Source organism: Kaistia defluvii (genome assembly GCF_026343955.1).
Classification (GTDB): Bacteria; Pseudomonadota; Alphaproteobacteria; order Rhizobiales; family Kaistiaceae; genus Kaistia; species Kaistia defluvii.
On the sequence record NZ_JAPKNI010000007.1, the window covers coordinates 108,023 to 125,569 of the forward strand.

At 65.2% G+C, this 17,547-nt stretch carries 17 protein-coding genes, 1 tRNA gene and 1 pseudogene; 1 reads left to right on the forward strand and 18 read right to left on the reverse strand.

Annotated features, from left to right (window positions below; genetic code table 11):
* Window positions 1-31 precede the first annotated feature (31 nt).
* From OSH10_RS17660 to OSH10_RS17690, 7 genes and pseudogenes are all read right to left on the reverse strand, one after another.
* Window positions 32-108, reverse strand: a tRNA-Pro gene (locus OSH10_RS17660).
* Between the two features lie 917 nt (window positions 109-1,025).
* Window positions 1,026-1,266 (reverse strand): annotated as a pseudogene (locus tag OSH10_RS17665) (MerR family transcriptional regulator); the annotation flags it as partial.
* A 41-nt stretch (window positions 1,267-1,307) separates the two neighbouring features.
* The gene (locus OSH10_RS17670) at window positions 1,308-1,637 is read right to left on the reverse strand and encodes an integration host factor subunit alpha (protein WP_266333264.1); all 330 of its coding nucleotides are present in this window, start codon (window positions 1,635-1,637) and stop codon (window positions 1,308-1,310) included.
* Window positions 1,638-1,759: 122 nt separating this feature from the next.
* A complete protein-coding gene (locus tag OSH10_RS17675; protein ID WP_266333265.1) occupies window positions 1,760-2,737 on the reverse strand; it encodes a beta-ketoacyl-ACP synthase III in 978 nt (325 codons plus the stop codon).
* Window positions 2,734-3,804, reverse strand: coding sequence for a phosphate acyltransferase PlsX (gene plsX, locus OSH10_RS17680; protein ID WP_266333266.1), 1,071 nt, complete (start codon window positions 3,802-3,804; stop codon window positions 2,734-2,736). Before plsX ends, OSH10_RS17675 begins: the two co-directional genes overlap by 4 nt.
* A gap of 127 nt (window positions 3,805-3,931) precedes the next feature.
* Window positions 3,932-4,468, reverse strand: a complete 537-nt coding sequence (locus OSH10_RS17685) for a YceD family protein (protein ID WP_266333267.1) — start codon at window positions 4,466-4,468, stop codon at window positions 3,932-3,934.
* The gene (locus tag OSH10_RS17690) at window positions 4,468-5,019 is read right to left on the reverse strand and encodes a ubiquinol-cytochrome C chaperone family protein (protein WP_266333268.1); all 552 of its coding nucleotides are present in this window, start codon (window positions 5,017-5,019) and stop codon (window positions 4,468-4,470) included. The genes OSH10_RS17685 and OSH10_RS17690 overlap by 1 nt, the downstream gene beginning before the upstream one ends.
* A 184-nt stretch (window positions 5,020-5,203) precedes the next feature.
* Here OSH10_RS17690 and OSH10_RS17695 point away from each other — a divergent pair, with 184 nt between their 5' ends.
* Window positions 5,204-5,704, forward strand: coding sequence for an outer membrane protein assembly factor BamE (locus OSH10_RS17695; RefSeq protein WP_407660727.1), 501 nt, complete (start codon window positions 5,204-5,206; stop codon window positions 5,702-5,704).
* An 83-nt stretch (window positions 5,705-5,787) separates the two neighbouring features.
* Here OSH10_RS17695 and OSH10_RS17700 read toward each other — a convergent pair whose 3' ends face one another.
* From OSH10_RS17700 to ldtR, 11 genes are all read right to left on the reverse strand, one after another.
* Window positions 5,788-7,935, reverse strand: coding sequence for a sodium-translocating pyrophosphatase (locus OSH10_RS17700; protein ID WP_266333269.1), 2,148 nt, complete (start codon window positions 7,933-7,935; stop codon window positions 5,788-5,790).
* A 135-nt stretch (window positions 7,936-8,070) separates the two neighbouring features.
* Window positions 8,071-9,303 (reverse strand): MFS transporter, encoded by a 1,233-nt coding sequence (locus tag OSH10_RS17705; RefSeq protein ID WP_266333270.1) that lies wholly within the window; start codon window positions 9,301-9,303, stop codon window positions 8,071-8,073.
* 77 nt (window positions 9,304-9,380) lie between these two features.
* Complete coding sequence (thiL, locus tag OSH10_RS17710; protein WP_266333271.1) at window positions 9,381-10,340, reverse strand: thiamine-phosphate kinase; 960 nt, start codon at window positions 10,338-10,340, stop codon at window positions 9,381-9,383.
* A 38-nt stretch (window positions 10,341-10,378) separates the two neighbouring features.
* Window positions 10,379-10,900, reverse strand: a complete 522-nt coding sequence (gene nusB / locus OSH10_RS17715) for a transcription antitermination factor NusB (RefSeq protein ID WP_266333272.1) — start codon at window positions 10,898-10,900, stop codon at window positions 10,379-10,381.
* Between the two features lie 2 nt (window positions 10,901-10,902).
* On the reverse strand, window positions 10,903-11,355 hold the full coding sequence (ribH, locus tag OSH10_RS17720; RefSeq protein ID WP_266333273.1) for a 6,7-dimethyl-8-ribityllumazine synthase: 453 nt from the start codon (window positions 11,353-11,355) through the stop codon (window positions 10,903-10,905).
* Window positions 11,356-11,534: 179 nt separating this feature from the next.
* Window positions 11,535-12,146, reverse strand: a complete 612-nt coding sequence (locus OSH10_RS17725; RefSeq protein WP_266333274.1) for a riboflavin synthase — start codon at window positions 12,144-12,146, stop codon at window positions 11,535-11,537.
* Window positions 12,147-12,148: 2 nt separating this feature from the next.
* On the reverse strand, window positions 12,149-13,252 hold the full coding sequence (ribD, locus tag OSH10_RS17730; RefSeq protein WP_266333275.1) for a bifunctional diaminohydroxyphosphoribosylaminopyrimidine deaminase/5-amino-6-(5-phosphoribosylamino)uracil reductase RibD: 1,104 nt from the start codon (window positions 13,250-13,252) through the stop codon (window positions 12,149-12,151).
* A gap of 79 nt (window positions 13,253-13,331) precedes the next feature.
* Window positions 13,332-13,811 (reverse strand): transcriptional regulator NrdR, encoded by a 480-nt coding sequence (nrdR, locus tag OSH10_RS17735; RefSeq protein ID WP_266333276.1) that lies wholly within the window; start codon window positions 13,809-13,811, stop codon window positions 13,332-13,334.
* Between the two features lie 12 nt (window positions 13,812-13,823).
* Entirely contained in the window at window positions 13,824-15,131 is a 1,308-nt protein-coding gene (glyA, locus tag OSH10_RS17740; RefSeq protein WP_266333277.1) for a serine hydroxymethyltransferase, read from the reverse strand.
* Between the two features lie 179 nt (window positions 15,132-15,310).
* Window positions 15,311-16,603, reverse strand: coding sequence for a L,D-transpeptidase family protein (locus OSH10_RS17745; RefSeq protein ID WP_266333278.1), 1,293 nt, complete (start codon window positions 16,601-16,603; stop codon window positions 15,311-15,313).
* 353 nt (window positions 16,604-16,956) lie between these two features.
* Entirely contained in the window at window positions 16,957-17,469 is a 513-nt protein-coding gene (gene ldtR / locus OSH10_RS17750) for a transcriptional regulator LdtR (RefSeq protein ID WP_266333279.1), read from the reverse strand.
* Window positions 17,470-17,547: the final 78 nt, after the last annotated feature.

Sequence of the window (17,547 nt, forward strand, 5' to 3'; positions counted from 1 at the left end):
CAGAGGCATCCGAAAAATTGGACTAAGTGGTTGGTCGGAACGGCAGGATTTGAACCTGCGACCCCTTGTCCCCCAGACAAGTGCGCTACCAGGCTGCGCTACGCTCCGTAACCATCGGATCCGAAAATCCGCTTATCCTTCAAGGGCCTTGGCCCTCGCAGCGGCGTGAACCGCGCCGGTCAGTCTCTGGTCGACTGCCGATGCGCCGCTGTTAGCACGGTTCGCGCGGACTTGTCACCGGCTATTCGCCCCGGGCGCTCTGTCCAGGTGCATTTCCAGTGGATGGATTGCATCGGGGCCAAAAAAGCGAGTGGCCTCCTGCCCAGCGAGCCCTGCCTAGCGCACGTTGTCGAGAATGCGCTTGCACTCCAGCAGTTCCATCAGCGTCGCCTTCAGCCGCTCGCGATCGCCATGGCCGAGACCGGCGGGTGCGGACGGGGATACGGCGTGCCGTTCGACCGTGCCGGCTGACGGGGCCGCCGTGGCGACCTTCATCTCGGATTCCGGCTCCGGATAGTCGTCGCGGCCGCCATGCGGCCGATGCTGGGCAAGCTGCGGCTCGCGCCGGCTCGATGCCTGCGGCGGCGCATAGGGCGACTCCGCCCGCGCGGAACCTGACCCGCGTTCGGGCGGCGACGGCAGGTCGGCGACCAAGGGCGGCAAATAATCCTCGGCCGAGGACGGCAGATCGGGCGGCGCGGCCGGAATGCGGGAATGCTGAGGTGGCGCGGGCTCTGAATGCGACCTGGCGTGGAAGGATGGCTCCTGCGGCAGCGGCCTTTCGCCGGCGATGCGGATGGCGGGGGCGGCATGGTGGCGTTCGGGCGCCGAATCGGGCCGCGCACCGAACATCGGCTCGCGCCGGCCGTGGTCGCCGGGTTCCGGAGCGTCGTCGAAATCGTCGAGATCGGCGGCGGGCTCGTAGTCGGGTTCCTGGGCGTTGTCGGCGCCGAAATCGTCGGGCGCGTCGCCATCAGGCGCGGGATCGAGACCCATGCCCTGCCCGGCCGCGATCACGTGGCGCGGCCCCTGTTCCTTCAGGATCCGCTGCACACCCTTGATGGTATAGCCCTCGCCATAGAGCAGCCGCCGGATGCCACGCAGCAGGTCGATATCGTCGGGGCGATAGTAGCGACGGCCACCACCGCGCTTCATCGGCTTGATCTGCGTGAACCGGGTCTCCCAAAACCGCAGGACATGCTGCGGCAGGTCGAGTTCCTCGGCCACCTCACTGATCGTCCGGAACGCGTCAGGACCCTTGGACATCAACTCTCACGCTTCGGCGCCCGCTTCGTCCGACTGCGGGATCACTCATCCTCGGATGTGTCATGCCCGTTCGGGACGAGTGAGCCGTTGATCCTCTGCTTGAGGACATTGCTGGGCTTGAAGACCATCACGCGGCGCGGCGCGATTGGAACTTCTTCGCCCGTCTTCGGATTGCGCCCGACCCGCTCCCCCTTGGAGCGGACCAGAAAAGACCCGAATGACGACAGTTTGACAGATTCGCCACGGACAATACACGCGCTGATCTCGTCCAGAACCGACTCGACCAGATCGGCGGATTCCGTTCGCGACAATCCCAGCTTCTGATACACCGCCTCACAAAGGTCGGCGCGCGTGACAGTCTTGCCTGACATGGTCTCGTTTCCCGATGTTATGCTTGGCGACCCAACGTCACTTCCCCGCAGGCAAGCCTATTGCCAGAGCAGGGACCGGTCAACGTCCTTGATCCTAAGGTGCGGGCATCTCTGGCAGATTCCTACCAACGAAGCAGGGCGGAACCCCAGGTGAAGCCGCCACCCATGGCTTCGAGCAGGATCAGGTCGCCGCGTTTGATGCGGCCATCGTCGCGCGCGACCGAAAGGGCGAGCGGGATGGAGGCGGCGGAGGTGTTGCCGTGCAGCGAAACCGTGCGCACGACCTTTTCGCTCTCGATGCCGAGCTTCTTGGCACTGCCGTCGATGATGCGCAGGTTGGCCTGGTGGGGCACGAACCAGTCGATATCCTCGGCGCCATAGCCGGTGGCCCGGAACGCATCCTCGATCACGTCGGTGATCATGCCGACGGCATGCTTGAAGACCTCGCGGCCCTCCATGCGCAGATGACCGACCGTGCCCGTCGAGGACGGGCCGCCGTCGACATAGAGCTTCTCGCGATGGCGGCCGTCGGAGCGCAGATGCGTCGTCAGCACACCGCGATCCTCACGCGTGCCATCCTGGACGGAAGCCCCGAGAATGACCGCGCCGGCGCCGTCGCCGAACAGGACGCAGGTGGTGCGGTCGGTCCAGTCGAGGATGCGCGAGAAGGTTTCGGCGCCGATCACGAGGATGCGCTTGGCCTGGCTGGCGCGGATGAACGCGTCGGCCGTCGAGAGCGCAAAGACGAAGCCGGAGCAGACCGCCTGCATGTCGAATGCGGCGCCATGCTCCATGCCCAGCTTGCGCTGGACGGTGACAGCGGTCGCGGGAAAGGTGTCGTCCGGCGTGGCGGTGGCGACGATGATCATGTCGATCTCGCCGATCGTCAGGCCGGCGTCGGCAAGCGCCAGCGTGGCCGCGGCCGTCGCCAGATCCGACGTCAGCTCCCCTTCCGCAGCGATGTGGCGTTCGCGGATGCCGGTGCGCTGGACGATCCAGTCATCCGACGTTTCCACCATTTCCGACAGCTGGGCGTTGGTCAGGGTCTTCTCGGGCAAATAGCTGCCGCAGCCGAGGACGACCGAACGGATGAAACTCACATCACACCTTCATCGACGATCGCTGCCACACCCCGCGCGAAACCGGCGCGATGGTAGTCGGAGAGATCCTGATTGATTTTGGACAGGAAGTCGTTCTTGGCCATGCTGTAGCCGACTTCGATCGCGTTGGCGAAACCGACGCCGTCAGTGCCGCCATGGCTCTTGATGACGATGCCGTTCAGGCCGAGCAGGACGGCGCCGTTCGAGGCACGCGGATCGAGCTTCTGGCGAAGCTGCTGGAACGCCCCCTTGGCGAACAGGTAGCCGATCTTGCCCATGAGGGTTCGGCTCATCGCGTCGCGCAGATGCGTCGAGATCTGGCGCGCCGTGCCTTCCGCCGTCTTCAGCGCGATGTTGCCGGCGAAAGCCTCGGTGACGACGACGTCGACCGTGCCCTTGCCAATATCATCGCCCTCGACGAAGCCCATGTAGCGCAGGTGCTTGAGGTCGGCCTCGCGCAGGAGCTGTCCGGCGACTCGGACCTCCTCGAGGCCCTTCATTTCTTCGACGCCGATATTGAGCAGGCCGACGGTCGGCTTCTCGACATCGAGAAGCGCCCGCGCCATCGCGCCGCCCATCATGGCGAAATCGATCAGCTGCTGCGCATCGGCATTGATGGTCGCGCCCACGTCGAGCACGACGCTTTCGCCGCGCAGGGTCGGCCAGATGGCCGCGAGCGCAGGGCGCTCGATTCCGGCCATGGTGCGCAGGCAGAATTTCGACATCGCCATCAGCGCGCCGGTATTGCCGGCGGAGAGCGCGGCGTCGGCCTCGCCCTTCTTCACGGCTTCCAGCGCCCGCCACATGGACGATTTCCAGCGGCCCTTGCGCAGGGCCTGGCTGGGCTTGTCATCCATCTGAACGGTGACGTCGCAATGGGTGAAGGTCGAGGCGGCCTTCACACGTGGGTAGGATTCGAGAAGCGGAAGGACCGCCTTCTCCTCACCGAAGAGCTGATAGCGCAGCTCGGGACGACGAACGAGGGCAATGTCGGCGCCCGCGAGCACTGTCGCGGGGCCGTTGTCGCCGCCCATCGCGTCGATCGCTATTCTAATCGCTTGAACCATTCCGCCCCTGTTCGACGCGGCCGCTCAGAGCGAAGGCCCGGCGACGACGGCGCTGGAAAATAACTGTTTCGGCCGGTGAGACAACAGCCTTTCAATCACGGTGTGGCCGATTCATGGCCCTTTGCTATCATTTGTCGCGCAGCTTCGACAGGGCGGCGAAGGGCGACGCGGCGTTTTCCGCGCCCTCTTCCACCGGATCCTGCAGGCTCGCACCGGGAGCCCGCGGATAGGGATCGAGCGCCAGCGCCAGTTGCTCGGCCAGGATCGGCCCGAAATCGATGGAGTGGCCTTCCAGCGGCTCCGGCGGATCTTCCTCATCGTAGATGACGATGACTTCGGCCTCGGCGACCGTCCTGGGATCCTCGGCAATGGCGTCTGGCGGAAGGAAGCTCAGGGAGAATCGATGATCGATATGCGCCGGCACCGGCTGCAGCGTCACGACGCAGGCCTGAACCACCTCGGCGCGCAGGCGCCCATCCACCTTGACGCCTTTCGGCCCCCAGGGCTTCAGCTCGACGTCGGCTTCCAGCGACACCAGTCCGAGCAGGTCGAACGCCGTCTGCAGGCTTTGGCGCTCGGCCGCGCTGGCCACGATGTGCTGCTTCACCCCGGCATTGCCGAGATGCGAGACGTCGATGTTTCGGGTCAGGGAAAGCTCAGTCATCATGCCGCCGCGGAGGGTTTGGGAAGGGGGGAATAGTCGAGTTTGCCCGAAAGAATCACCGGCAGCGGCTGCGCCGCGAGCGCGACGACGGCTGCTTCGACATAACCGGCGATGCGCTCGCCCACGCCAGCCGGGGCACCGTCCGGAAACACGTTGCGCTCGATCGCATCGACGAGCTTGGCCCGCTCGCCGGAGAGCAGCGCCTCGTCATAGGCGCGAATCCGGCCGAAGAAGGCTTCGGCCATCTTCTTCAGCTTCTTCGGCACGGAAATATCGCCGACGCCCATCTCGCGCAGCGTACCGTCCATGTCCTTGAGGAAGATGTCGAACACATCCTGGCCGACCTGCCGGTCCTCGGCGCTCTCGTCCTTGAGGCGATGGAACAGCAGGAACCCATGCAGGACGATCATGTCGAAACGGCCATCCAGCGTATCCGGCACGGCGAATTCGGTATAGAGCGCAGGTTGCCGTGCCTGCGCCACGATGGCGCCGTAAAGCGAATATGCTATGGCCTCGTTCCTGCGATTGCGAGTGAACAGGCGGCGGAACATTCGACCGATCTCCAAATCTGGTTGGTCAGCTTGGGCATGGGGACAGCGCTCTCCTGCCAGAGATGGTGCTGCCCGTTGCCCTTGCAAGGATGATTGCCACGAGCCCTAGCGCAGGCTAGGGAGAATGCCAACCCAGTGACTGGGCGAGGAGAATGGAATGGAGTTCAGCATGAGAGATCGGCGCTTGGCAGTCAGCCCCATCGTGCGGCGCGCCAGCGTTGGCATGCTGGCGGCGGTTGCGATCGTTTCGCTGGGCGCGTGCACGAAGATTGCAAGCGGCGCCGGCGGGCTTGGCGGCCTGAACGAGACGTACCAGTCCGGCTACGTCCCGCCGCGCAACGCAATCGAGCAGGTGCCGGTTGGCGCCAGTCGCGAACAGGTCCAGATCGTGCTCGGATCGCCGTCGACTTCCGCGGAATATGACGGCGAGGTCTATTATTACATCAGCCAGACCCGCAAGCGTCCGGTCGCCTTCATGAACCGCAAGGTCGTCGACCAGAAGATCCTGGCTATCTATTTCAACAAGAAGAACGAAGTCGAAAAGGTCGCCAATTACGGCATCCAGGACGGCAAGATCTTCGATTACGTCAGCCAGACGACGCCGACCGGCGGCAAGGACCAGGGCTTCCTCGAGCAGGTCCTCACCGGAACCGTCGGCATGGGCGCCAATCCGTTCGGCGGCTAACACCGAGCCGCTCCGGCGAAACGAATCAAGAGGCCCTCCCCGCATCGCGGAGAGGGCCTTTTCTTTGGGTAGGCGAGCCCGCCCTATTGCGCGAGGACCGCCAGCAGCAGCAAGGCCACGATGTTCGTGATCTTGATCGCAGGGTTGACGGCCGGACCGGCCGTGTCCTTGTAGGGGTCGCCGACGGTGTCGCCCGTCACCGAGGCCTTGTGCGCGTCCGACCCCTTGTAGTGGGTCTGCCCGTTCGCATCGACGAAGCCGTCCTCGAACGATTTCTTGGCATTGTCCCAGGCGCCGCCGCCGGAGGTCATCGAGATGGCAACGAACAGGCCCGTCACGATGACGCCGAGCAGCATGGCGCCGACGGTCGAGAAGGCCTCGCTCTTTCCGGCGATCCAGTAGATCAGGAAATAGACGACGATCGGCGCCAGCACCGGCAACAGCGAGGGAACAACCATTTCCTTGATCGCTGCCTTGGTCAGGATATCGACGGCGCGGCCGTAGTCCGGCTTCTCCGTACCGGCCATGATGCCGGGCTTGTCGCGGAACTGGCGGCGCACCTCCTCGACGATGGCGCCGGCGGCGCGTCCCACGGCGGTCATGGTGATGCCGCCGAAGATGTAGGGAATCAGGCCGCCCAGCAGCAATCCGACCACGACATAGGGGTTGGAGAGGGTGAAGTCCGGAATGACGCCCTTGAAGTACTGGAAGGCGGTCGACCCCTCCTTGTTCGCCTCGGTGATGAAATAGGTGAGGTCGTAGTTGTAGGCGGCGAACAGGACGAGCGCGCCGAGGCCGGCCGAACCGATGGCATAGCCCTTGGTAACCGCCTTGGTGGTGTTACCGACCGCGTCGAGCGCATCGGTGGACTTGCGGACTTCCTTGGGCAGGCCCGCCATTTCCGCGATGCCGCCGGCATTGTCGGTGACGGGGCCGAAGGCATCGAGCGCCACTACCATGCCGGCCAGCCCCAGCATGGTCGAGACCGCGACGGCGGTGCCGAACAGGCCCGCCAGCGAATAGGTCGAGATAATGCCGGCGACGATGACGAGCGTCGGAAGCGCCGTCGATTCGAGCGAGACGGCGAGACCCTGGATCACATTGGTGCCGTGGCCGGTCACCGAGGCCTGGGAGATCGACCGGACCGGACGATAGCCGATGCCGGTATAGTATTCGGTGATCCAGACGATCAGTCCGGTGACCGCGAGGCCGACGAGACCGCACAGGAACAGGCGGGTGCCGGTGATGGTGAAGCCCGCCGCGGTGCCGATCTCGCCCCAGCCGATCAGCAGCTGGGTCGCGATCGCCAGGCCGATGATCGACAACAGCGCCGAGGCGATGAATCCCTTGTAGAGCGCGCCCATGATCGACTGGTTGGCGCCGAGCTTGACGAAGAAGGTGCCGGCGATCGAGGTTAGGATGCACACGGCTCCGATCCCGAGCGGATAGAGCATGATGTTGCCGAAGATCGGCGAGGCCGCGAAGAAGATCGCCGCCAGCACCATCGTCGCCACCACGGTCACGACGTAGGTTTCGAACAGGTCGGCCGCCATGCCGGCGCAATCGCCGACATTGTCGCCGACATTGTCGGCGATGGTGGCCGGGTTGCGCGGATCGTCCTCCGGGATGCCGGCCTCCACCTTGCCGACCAGATCGCCGCCGACATCCGCGCCCTTCGTGAAGATGCCGCCGCCGAGGCGGGCGAAGATCGAGATCAGCGAGGCGCCGAAGCCGAGCGAGACGAGCGCATTGATGACGATACGGTCATCCGGCGCATGGCCGATGATGCGGGTGAGGATGAAGTAGTAGCCAGCGACGCCCAGCAGCGCGAGGCCCGCCACCAGCATGCCGGTGATGGCGCCGGACTTGAAGGCGATCTCGAGCCCCTCGGCCAGGCTCTTGGTCGCCGCCTGCGCGGTGCGGACATTGGCGCGAACGGACACGTTCATGCCGATGAAGCCGGCGAGGCCGGAAAGAACGGCGCCGATCGCGAAACCGATCGCGACGGTCAGCGACAGCAGCCAGGCGACGATGACGAAGATCACCACGCCGACGATGGCGATGGTCATGTATTGCCGCCGCAGATAGGCGCTGGCGCCCTCACGCACCGCAGCGGCGATTTCCTGCATTCTGGCAGAGCCGGCATCGGCCGCGAGGACCGAACGGGTCGCCCACACGCCATAGGCGAGCGCAAGCAACGCACATAGAATTATGAGATAGATCACGTCCACATTCCTCCTCTGGCCGGCCCGTTTCTTACGGCCGTCCGAGGACGCCGCGCCGGCTGAACCGTGCGGCGGGAAAGAGCAGCGTTCCTCCCAGCTTTTCCCCCCGTAAAGCGAGTTGAGAACGGCTTTACGACGCGGTCAAGCTTTCTCCCTGCCGGCCGCTTTACGCTGCCAGAACGACCAGGCGAGGGCAGCGAGGCTCAACATCACAACCGGGAAGACGATCATGTTGATGAAGGCCCAGCCGGGTCCGCCGATCAGCTTGCCGGAGAGCAGCGATGCCGTAGCCGCCGAACCTAAGACAAGGAAATCATTCAGACCCTGTACCTTGCCCCGCTCCTCGGGACGATAGGTTTCCGCCAGCATTGCCGTGGCGCCGATGAAGCCGAAGTTCCAGCCGAAGCCGAGCAGGATCAGCGTGATCCAGAAATGCGCCAGCGTGATCCCGGAGATGCCGACGACAGCGCAGGCGACCAGTAGCGCCATGCCGGCGATGACGATTCGGTCCTTGCCGAATCGAACAATCAGCTTGCCGGTGAAAAAGCTCGGTCCGTACATGGCCAGAACATGCCACTGGATGCCCAATGCGGCGTCGCTCTGGGTCAGGCCGCAACCGATCATGGCGAGCGGCGCCGCCGTCATGACGAGGCTCATCAGCGCGTAGGACGAGATCGCGCAAAGAACTGCCGCGATGAAGCGAGGCTGGCGCGCAATCACGGCAAGCGGCCGTCCTCCCGATGCATTCAGCAGCCTTGCCGCATGCGCCGGCGGCGGCGCGACATCCCGCAACAGGCTCGCGATCAGCAGGCCGATACAGCCCAGGATCGCCGCCGCGAGGAAGCTGCCGGCAAACATAATCGGGCTCAGCCAGTCATTGGTGAAGATCACCGTCTGCGGGCCGATGATGCCGGAGAACATGCCGCCGGCCATCACCAGTGACATCGCCTTGGTGCGCACCGCCGGGCTGCCGGCGTCGATCGCGGCGAAACGATATTGCTGGTTGAAGGCGCCCGACATGCCGACCAGGAAGAGCGAGGCGACGAAAAGCCAGAACGAGCCCTGCATCAGCGCGAACACCGCCAGCAGGCCGCCCAGAATGGCGGGCGCGGCGCCCAGCACGAACCCCTTGCGTCGGCCGATCCGGGTCATCAGGATGGCGGCGGGAATGGTCGTCAGCGCCGCGCCCACGGTGGAGGCGGTGACCGGCAACGTCGCCAGCGACTTGTCGGCCCCGAGCAGGTAGAAGCCGGCAAGGCCGCCCAGCGTCACCGCGATGGGAAGGATGGACGCGTTGACCGCATTGGCCGCCATCAGCACGACGGCGTTGCGGCGGACCTGACGATCCAGTTCGATGGAATTCTGGGTATCCACGAGCGCTCTCCTGCGCCCGTCCGGAATCGGCAGCGCTGTGTCGAGGCAAAATCGTCTAGCAGAAAAGTGGATGGCGATCAGAAATGATCGTGCGAAGACCGTCCGAGCGAAATGATGTTCCCTTGCGCGTCGGTCAGGACCGGCGGCCCCTGCCCCTCGATCACGCGACCGATCACCGCCACCGGAATGCCGGCGCGGTCGGCGGCAGCCTGGTAGGCGGCAAACCGCGCTTCCGGCATGGTGGTCAGGATTTCATAGTCGTCGCCGCCGGTGACGACGCTGGCGAACGCCGTCGGATCGGTCGCGATCAGCGCCCGCGCGGCATCGGAAAGCGGCACGCGCGCCGCCTCGACCACGGCCGAGACGCCCGAGGTGCGGGTGATATGGCCGAGGTCGCCGATCAGCCCGTCCGAAATATCCAGCGAAGCAGAAGCGAAGCTGCGGACGGCTTCCGCGAGCCCGAGGCGGGGTTGGGGATGCAGGTAGCGGTCGAGCAGGTGGGAAGCCCCCTCGCCCGCCGCGCTGCCATCGAGCGTGCCCAGCCGCAGCCGCAGGCCGAGCGCCGCGTCGCCAATCGTGCCGGACACGACGATGACATCGCCAGGCGCCGCCCCGGCACGACGGACGATGCTGCCTGCCGGCACCTGGCCAAGCGCGGTGACGGAGAGCATCAACCCGTCCGGGGATTTGACCGTGTCGCCGCCGAGCAGCGGAACGCCGTAGCGCAGCTGGTCTTCGGCGAGACCCGCCGAAAAGCCGGCCATCCAGTCTTCCGTCCAGTCGGCGGGCAGCGCCAGCCCGAGCAGATAGCCGATCGGCGTCGCGCCCTTGGCGGCAAGGTCGGAAAAATTGACCCGAAGCGCCTTGCGGGCGATCGATCCGGGCGGATCGTCGGGAAAGAAGTGAACCCCTGCCGCGACCATGTCCTTGGTCAGGACGAGGTCAAAACCGGGCTCCGGACGCAGCAGCGCCGCGTCATCGGTCAGGCCGAAAGCACCGGGATCATCCGCCAGCGGGCGGAGATAGCGGGCTATCATGCCGAACTCGCCGGGACGTCCCCCCCGCTCCGGCATGCTCAGCCCTTGTCGTCTTGCGGCTCGTCGCTGAACTCGTCGGCACGCAACCTGCGGGCCACCGTGTCGAGGACGCCATTGACCATGCGCGGCTCGTCACCGACGCCGAAAAAGGCGCGGGCGATGTCGACATATTCGGTGATGACGACGCGCGCCGGCACGTCCTTGCGGCCCATCAGTTCGTACGCGCCGCAGCGCAGGATGGCGCGGAGCGTCACGTCGATGCGCTTCAGCGGCCAGTCCGAGGTCAGCGAGACATGAATCGCCGGGTCGAGGTTGCGCTGCTCGCGCACGACGCCGGCGATGACGTCACGGAAGAAAGCGGCGTCGGCATCGCGATACTGGTCGCCATCGACTTCCTTGCCGAGGCGATAATTCTCGAATTCGGCAACGACTTCCGTCAGGGCCGCGCCGCCGACATCAAGCTGGTAGAGCGCCTGTACGGCCGCGAGCCGGGCCGCCCCCCGCTGGTTGGCCGGACGGAACATCCGCGGCGTCGGCGGGGCTTTGTCAGCGGTGGTCATGATCAGAGGCCGAATTTGCTGCGAAGGGCGACCATGGCGAGCGCGGCCTCGGCGGCGGCGCCGCCCTTGTTCTTCTCGCTGACGCGGGCGCGGGCATAGGCCTGCGCATCATTCTCGACGGTCAGGATGCCATTGCCGATCGCCAGCGACTCGATCACGGCCATGTCCATGATGGCGCGGGCCGACTCGTTGGCGACGATGTCGTAATGCGAGGTCTCGCCGCGGATCACGCAGCCGAGCACCACGAAGCCGTCATAGCTGACCTCGTCCTCATCCATCGCGGCAAGCGCCATCGAAAGGGCCGCCGGGATCTCGAGCACGCCGGGCACCGAAACGCGATCGAAAGTCGCGCCGGCAGCCTCGATGGCGATCTTGGCGCCATTGAAAAGCTCGTCCGAGATCTCGTCATAGAAACGGGCGTCGATGACGAGGAGATGGGGGGCCGATTCGCTCATGTTGAGGCTCTCACTTTGACCGGTCACCCGGATAGGAACGGGCGGCAGGTGAACCACGCGGGTCCATGCTGTGTAAAGGGAAAAGACGCCGCAGCCGCTGCCCTCGCCGCCTTGCCGAGAACTTGGCGCGCCGCTTTGGCGTGGCGTGGCCGCGTGACCCTGCCGTTTGAACTTCCAGCTTACGCGGCTTCCGTCAGCCGTGCCACATAGCGCGCCATCTGGTCGACTTCGAGATGCACCCGGTCGCCGATCTTGCGCGCGCCCCAGGTCGTGACATCCGGGCTCAGCGTATGCGGGATCAGCAGAACCGAAAACTGATTGCCCTCGACCCAGTTGACCGTCAGCGAGGTCCCGTCGAGCGCGACCGACCCCTTGGTGGCGATGAAGCGGGCCAGGCTTGGCGGCGCCTCGAAGACGAAGCGGGTCGTTTCCCCCAGATCCTCGCGGTTGACGATGTTCGCGAGGCCGTCGACATGGCCGGAGACCATATGGCCGCCGAGTTCGTCACCAATCTTCAGCGCCCGTTCCAGGTTGATCATCTCGCCCGCCTGCCAGTTGCCGACCTCGGTCAGCGCCAGGGTTTCCGGCGCAGCCTCGACGTCAAAGAAGGTGCGCCCGTTCGGCTGCGGATCGATCGAGATCACCGTCAGGCAGACGCCGGCGCAGGCGATCGACGCACCGATGGCGATCGAGGCCGCGTCATAGCGGCTGTCGATGGTGATCTTGTTGACGTCGTTGCGCCGCTCGACCGCCGCGACCTTGCCGACGTCGGTGATGATGCCCGTGAACATGCTCAGACTGCCCTTTCGTAGCGAACCATTCGGTCTTCGCCGAGGCGCGCCTCCTCGACGCGGCGGAAGCGCGGACTGCGCTCGATCGCCGAGAGCGCGCCTCCGGCCAGCGCCCGGACGCCATCCGGCCCGACCACCACCGGCGCGTGAAACAGGACCACCTCGTCGAGCAGGCCGCGCCCCAGCAGCGAGGCCGCAACCTTGGCGCCGCCCTCGGCGAGCAGGCGCGTGACGCCGCGCTCGGCCAGCAGGCGCATGGCGGCCTCGATATCGATGCCGCCCGAACCCGTGCCGACCGGCAGGACCTCGACGCCGGCATCCAGCAAAGCCTGGCGATGGGCAAGCGGCGCCTCGGAACTGCAGACGACCCACAGCGCCGTGTCGGACGCGCTCTTCACCAAAGACGATTTTGGTGAGAGCCGTGCCTGGGTATCGAGAACGACGCGGATCGGCGAGTGCGCCCGCAATCCGGGGACGCGGACGATAAGGCTCGGATCGTCAACCATGGCGGTTCCGATGCCGATCAGCGTCGCGTCCGCCTCGATGCGCATCGTCTGCAGGCGGGCAAAAGCCTCGCGGCCCGACACCAGCATCCGCTCTCCCGTCAAGCGGCCGATCATGCCATCGGCGGAAACCGCGAGTTTCAGCGTAATGTGCGGCCGGCCATGGCTGAGCACGGAAATCGGCCCGGCCACCAGCCGTCGCGCGTCGTCGCCGAGGATGCCAGTGGTCACCGCGATGCCGGCATCGCGCAATTGCGCATGGCCTCGTCCCGCTATGCGTGGATCGGGGCTCTCCAGGGCGCTGACGACCCGCGCCACGCCCGCCTCGATCAGGGCGGCGACATCGGAAGGGCCATTGCTGGAATCCGGCGACGGCTCGAGCGTGGTGTAGACCGTCGCGCCGCGCGCGGATTCGCCCGCCATGGCGAGCGCCTCGATCTCGGCGTGGGTCACCCCGCCGGCCGAGGTGGTGCCCCGGCCCAGGATGACGGGCTCATCGCCCAGATGGCCGATGACGAGCGCGCCGACCGGTGGCGCGGGCGCCGTCGTGCCCAGATTGCGCCGGCCGAAACGGAGCGCCACGGCCATGAGCCGGCGGTCCATCTCGGCATCCGCGTTGGCTGCCCGCTCTGTCGCCATACGATACCCCGCAGATCGTTCCAGCGACGCCGCGCGCGGCGTCCTAATCCCGTTCGTCGTCTTCCGGCAGATCCTGAGACGAAAGCTCGTCCAGCACGGCGGAGAAGTCCTTGGCCTCGCGGAAATTGCGATAGACCGAGGCAAAGCGGACATAGGCGACGTCATCAAGGCCCTTCAGCGCCTCCATGACATAGACGCCGATCTGCTCGGCATTGATCTCGCTCTCGCCGCTGCTTTCGAGCTGGCGAACGACGCCGTTGATCATCCGCTCGACACGATCGGGATCGACCGGCCGCTTGCGCAGCGCGACCTGGACCGAACGCATCAGCTTGTCGCGATCGAAGGGAACGCGCCGGCCGCTCTTCTTCAGAACGATCAGCTCCCGCAGCTGAATCCGCTCGAAGGTCGTGAAACGACCGCCGCAATCCGCGCAGACCCGCCGCCGCCGGATGGACGTATTGTCCTCCGACGGGCGGGAGTCCTTCACCTGCGTGTCGTCGCTACCGCAATAGGGACAACGCATGGGTATCCCCGATCAGGAATAGATCGGGAAACGGGCGGTCAGAGCATGGACACGCTCCTTGACCGACGCTTCCACGAGCGGAGCGGAGCCGTCTTCCGACTGCGACACGGCGCCGAGAACCTCGGCGATCAGGCGACCTACTTCCTGGAACTCGGCGACGCCGAAGCCTCGCGTCGTCGCAGCCGGCGTGCCCAGACGGATGCCGGAAGTGACGAACGGCTTCTCCGGATCGTAGGGGATGCCGTTCTTGTTGCAGGTCAGGCCGGCGCGGACGAGCGCCTTCTCGGATACGTTGCCCTTGACCTGCTTCGGACGCAGGTCGACCAGCATCAGGTGGTTGTCGGTGCCGCCCGAAACGATGTCGAAGCCCGAGCCCTTGAGCGTTTCTGCAAGCGCACGAGCATTTTCGACGACGCTGTTCGCGTAGTCCTTGAAGTCCGGACGCAGCGCTTCGGCGAACGCCACAGCCTTGGCGGCGATGACGTGCATGAGCGGGCCGCCCTGCAGGCCCGGGAAGACGGCCGAGTTGATCTTCTTGGCGATCGCCTCGTCATTGGTCAGGATCATGCCGCCGCGCGGGCCGCGCAGCGACTTGTGCGTCGTCGTGGTGACGACATGCGCATGCGGCAGCGGCGACGGATGCGCGCCACCGGCGACGAGGCCGGCGAAGTGCGCCATGTCGACCATCAGATACGCGCCGACCGAATCGGCGATCTCCCGGAAGCGCTGGAAGTCCCAGATACGCGAATAGGCCGTGCCGCCGGCGATGATCAGCTTCGGCTTGGTCTCTTCCGCGATGCGCTGGATCTCTTCATAGTCGAGCAACTGGTCCTCGCGGCGCACGCCATAGGGCGCCACCTTGAACCACTTGCCGGACATGTTGACCTGCGAGCCGTGCGTCAGATGTCCGCCGGCGGCAAGGTCGAGGCCCATGAAGGTGTCGCCCGGCTGCAGCAGCGCCAGGAAAACGGCCTGATTCATCTGGCTGCCGGAATTCGGCTGCACGTTGACGAACTGGCAGTCGAACAGCTTCTTGGCGCGCTCGATGGCGAGCGTCTCGACGATGTCGACGAATTCGCAGCCGCCATAATAGCGCTTGCCCGGATAGCCCTCGGCATACTTGTTGGTGAGCACCGAACCCTGCGCTTCCAGAACGGCGCGCGAGACGATGTTTTCCGAAGCAATCAGCTCGATTTCATGCTGCTGGCGACCGAGTTCCTTGCCGATCGCATCGGCAATTTCCGGATCGGCCTGGGCAAGCGTCCGGTTGAAGAAAGCGGCGGTCGAGGAAAGGCTGTCAGCGCGATCCGTCAGAGACATGGGCGGTCCATCCTGTTGGCGGTACCGGATATGTGCCAATGACGGCACGGCCGGAACCCGGGCGGCGTACCATATGTAGGGGTAGACGCCAAGAAAAAGGGCCTCATCGGCCCTTCAATTCACGAGGGTCGTTTCGCCCTGACGGCGCGAAACGACGGGTTTTCCGGCGTGCCAGCGACCTATTGTAGCGCCAGTTGGCCGATGCCATCGCGATTGTAGATGTCATCGCGGAAATGGGTCACGCCATCGGCCATCGCCCAGGCGCTGATATATTGCAGGTAAAGCGGCATTTCCGGCTTCGGATTGACGTTCACCTGCTCGCCGGACTTGAAGATCGCGTCGATTCGCTCGCGCGGGAATTCCGGCGTGTCGCGCAGCAGCCAGCCGATGACCTGGCGGATGTTCTGCACGCGGATGCAGCCCGACGAATCGAAGCGCTGCTCGCGGCCGAAGATGTCCTTCTGCGGCGTGTCGTGCATGTAGACCTGCTCGTCATTGTGGAACGAGATGCGCACGCTGCCGAGCGAGTTGAAGTCGCCCGGATCCTGCCGGAACATGTAGCCCTTGGTGGCCTGGTCGGTGTTCCAGTCGATCGACTCGGGCGGCACTTCGACGCCGGCCGAATCGAAGATGCGGATGTGCTTCTTCGTCAGGTAATCCGGCGACTTCTGCATCAGCGGAATCAGGTCCTTGCGAATGATCGACGCCGGCACGGTCCAGTTCGGATTGAAGCTGATGCGGTAAATCTTCGTCGCGAGCACCGGCGTGGGCCGATCGACCTTGCCGACGACGGCGGTATGACGCGAGATGACGCGGCCGTTCTCGACCACCTCGATCGCGGCGGCCGGGATGTTGATCATCACATAGCGATCGCCGAGGAAGCCCGACATGGAACGCAGCCGGACCAGATTGGTCTGCAGCTGACCGAGGCGGACATCGGCCGGGACGTTCATCATGTTGATGGTCGACTGGCCGGCGACGCCGTCGGCCGGCAGGCCGTGACGGGCCTGGAAGCGGCGGAGCCCGGCGTCGACATAGGAATCGAAGGTCTGCGAATTGCCGGCGCCCGCGGCGAGATCGCCGGAAACGGTCAGGCGCTGGCGCAGGATGACGACGTTCGGGTCCTTGAGGCCGAGGCTGAGCTTCTTGTCGGCCGGAACCATCGGCCAACCGCCGCGGGCGACGATGTCGGTGTAATTCTGGATCGCATATTCCACGGCCTGCGCCGTGTCGGGCGACAGGATTGGCGCCGAGGTGCGGACCGAGGCGGCTCCGTTCGAGGCGGCATCAAATCCGTCCGACCAGTCGCCGCGGCCACTCTGCAGCACCTGGTTGATCGGATCGACATCCTGCGCGAACGCGGCGAGCGGCATCGCGACCGATGCGGCGAGCGCGCCGGCGATCGAGCGCAAGGCGCCCCGGCGCGTCATGGCGGTGGCAGGAAGGAGAGTGGTGTTCTTTGATCCGGTCATGTCGATACTTCTGGAAGCTCGCTGGTACAGGGAGCCCGCGACCTTCGTCGCCCGCTCCCGATCTTCGACTGCGGCTCGTACGCGCCGCGAACCCTGAAACACATCTGCTACAACCGGCCTGATGAACCACGCCGCAGGCCGTCTCCATACAGCCGATCCCGGCACAGGACACGGCCCGATCCGTATGTCTTTGGGTTTCATGGCAGTATGGCGCTTTCATGTCACAGCGCTGCATTGCAGCACCGCTCCACCATGTTGCATCGCGATGGTTACCGCCGCGTTCATAACCCCCGAACGTGCAAAAGCCCCGGCAGGGGCGGCCGGGGCTTTTGGAAGGTCAGGACAGTCCGTTCTCAGAGGCGATACAGGATCTGGTCGGTCCAGAAGCGCTCGAGGCGCTGCAGCGACCGGTTGAGCTGCTGGAAGTCGTCGACCGCGATGCCGCCGACCTGCTCGATCGACTTCATGTGGCGCTCATAGACGCCGCCGACGATCGCGGCGACTTGCTGGCCCTTCTCGGTCAGGCTGACGCGGACCGAACGGCGATCCATCCGCGAACGCTGGTGATGGATGTAGCCCATCTCGACCAGCTTCTTGAGATTGTAGGAGACGTTGGAACCAAGATAGTAGCCGCGGGTGCGCAGTTCGCCGGCGGTCAGTTCGGCGTCGCCGATGTTGAACAGCAGCAGCGCCTGGACGCTATTGATGTCGGAGCGACCTTCGCGGTCGAACTCGTCCTTGACGACATCGAGAAGGCGGCGATGCAGGCGCTCGACGAGCGTTACAGCCTCCATGTAAAGCGGCTTGAGTTCCGAAGTAGACTGGGGCTTGGCGACCGTTTCGACTGCCCGCATTGCGCTGATCATCTTCTCTGCCTCTTGGTTCCGCGGCAAGTATTGTTCTCACCTCATGACAACGGAACTTATAGGCGGCATTTGAAAATC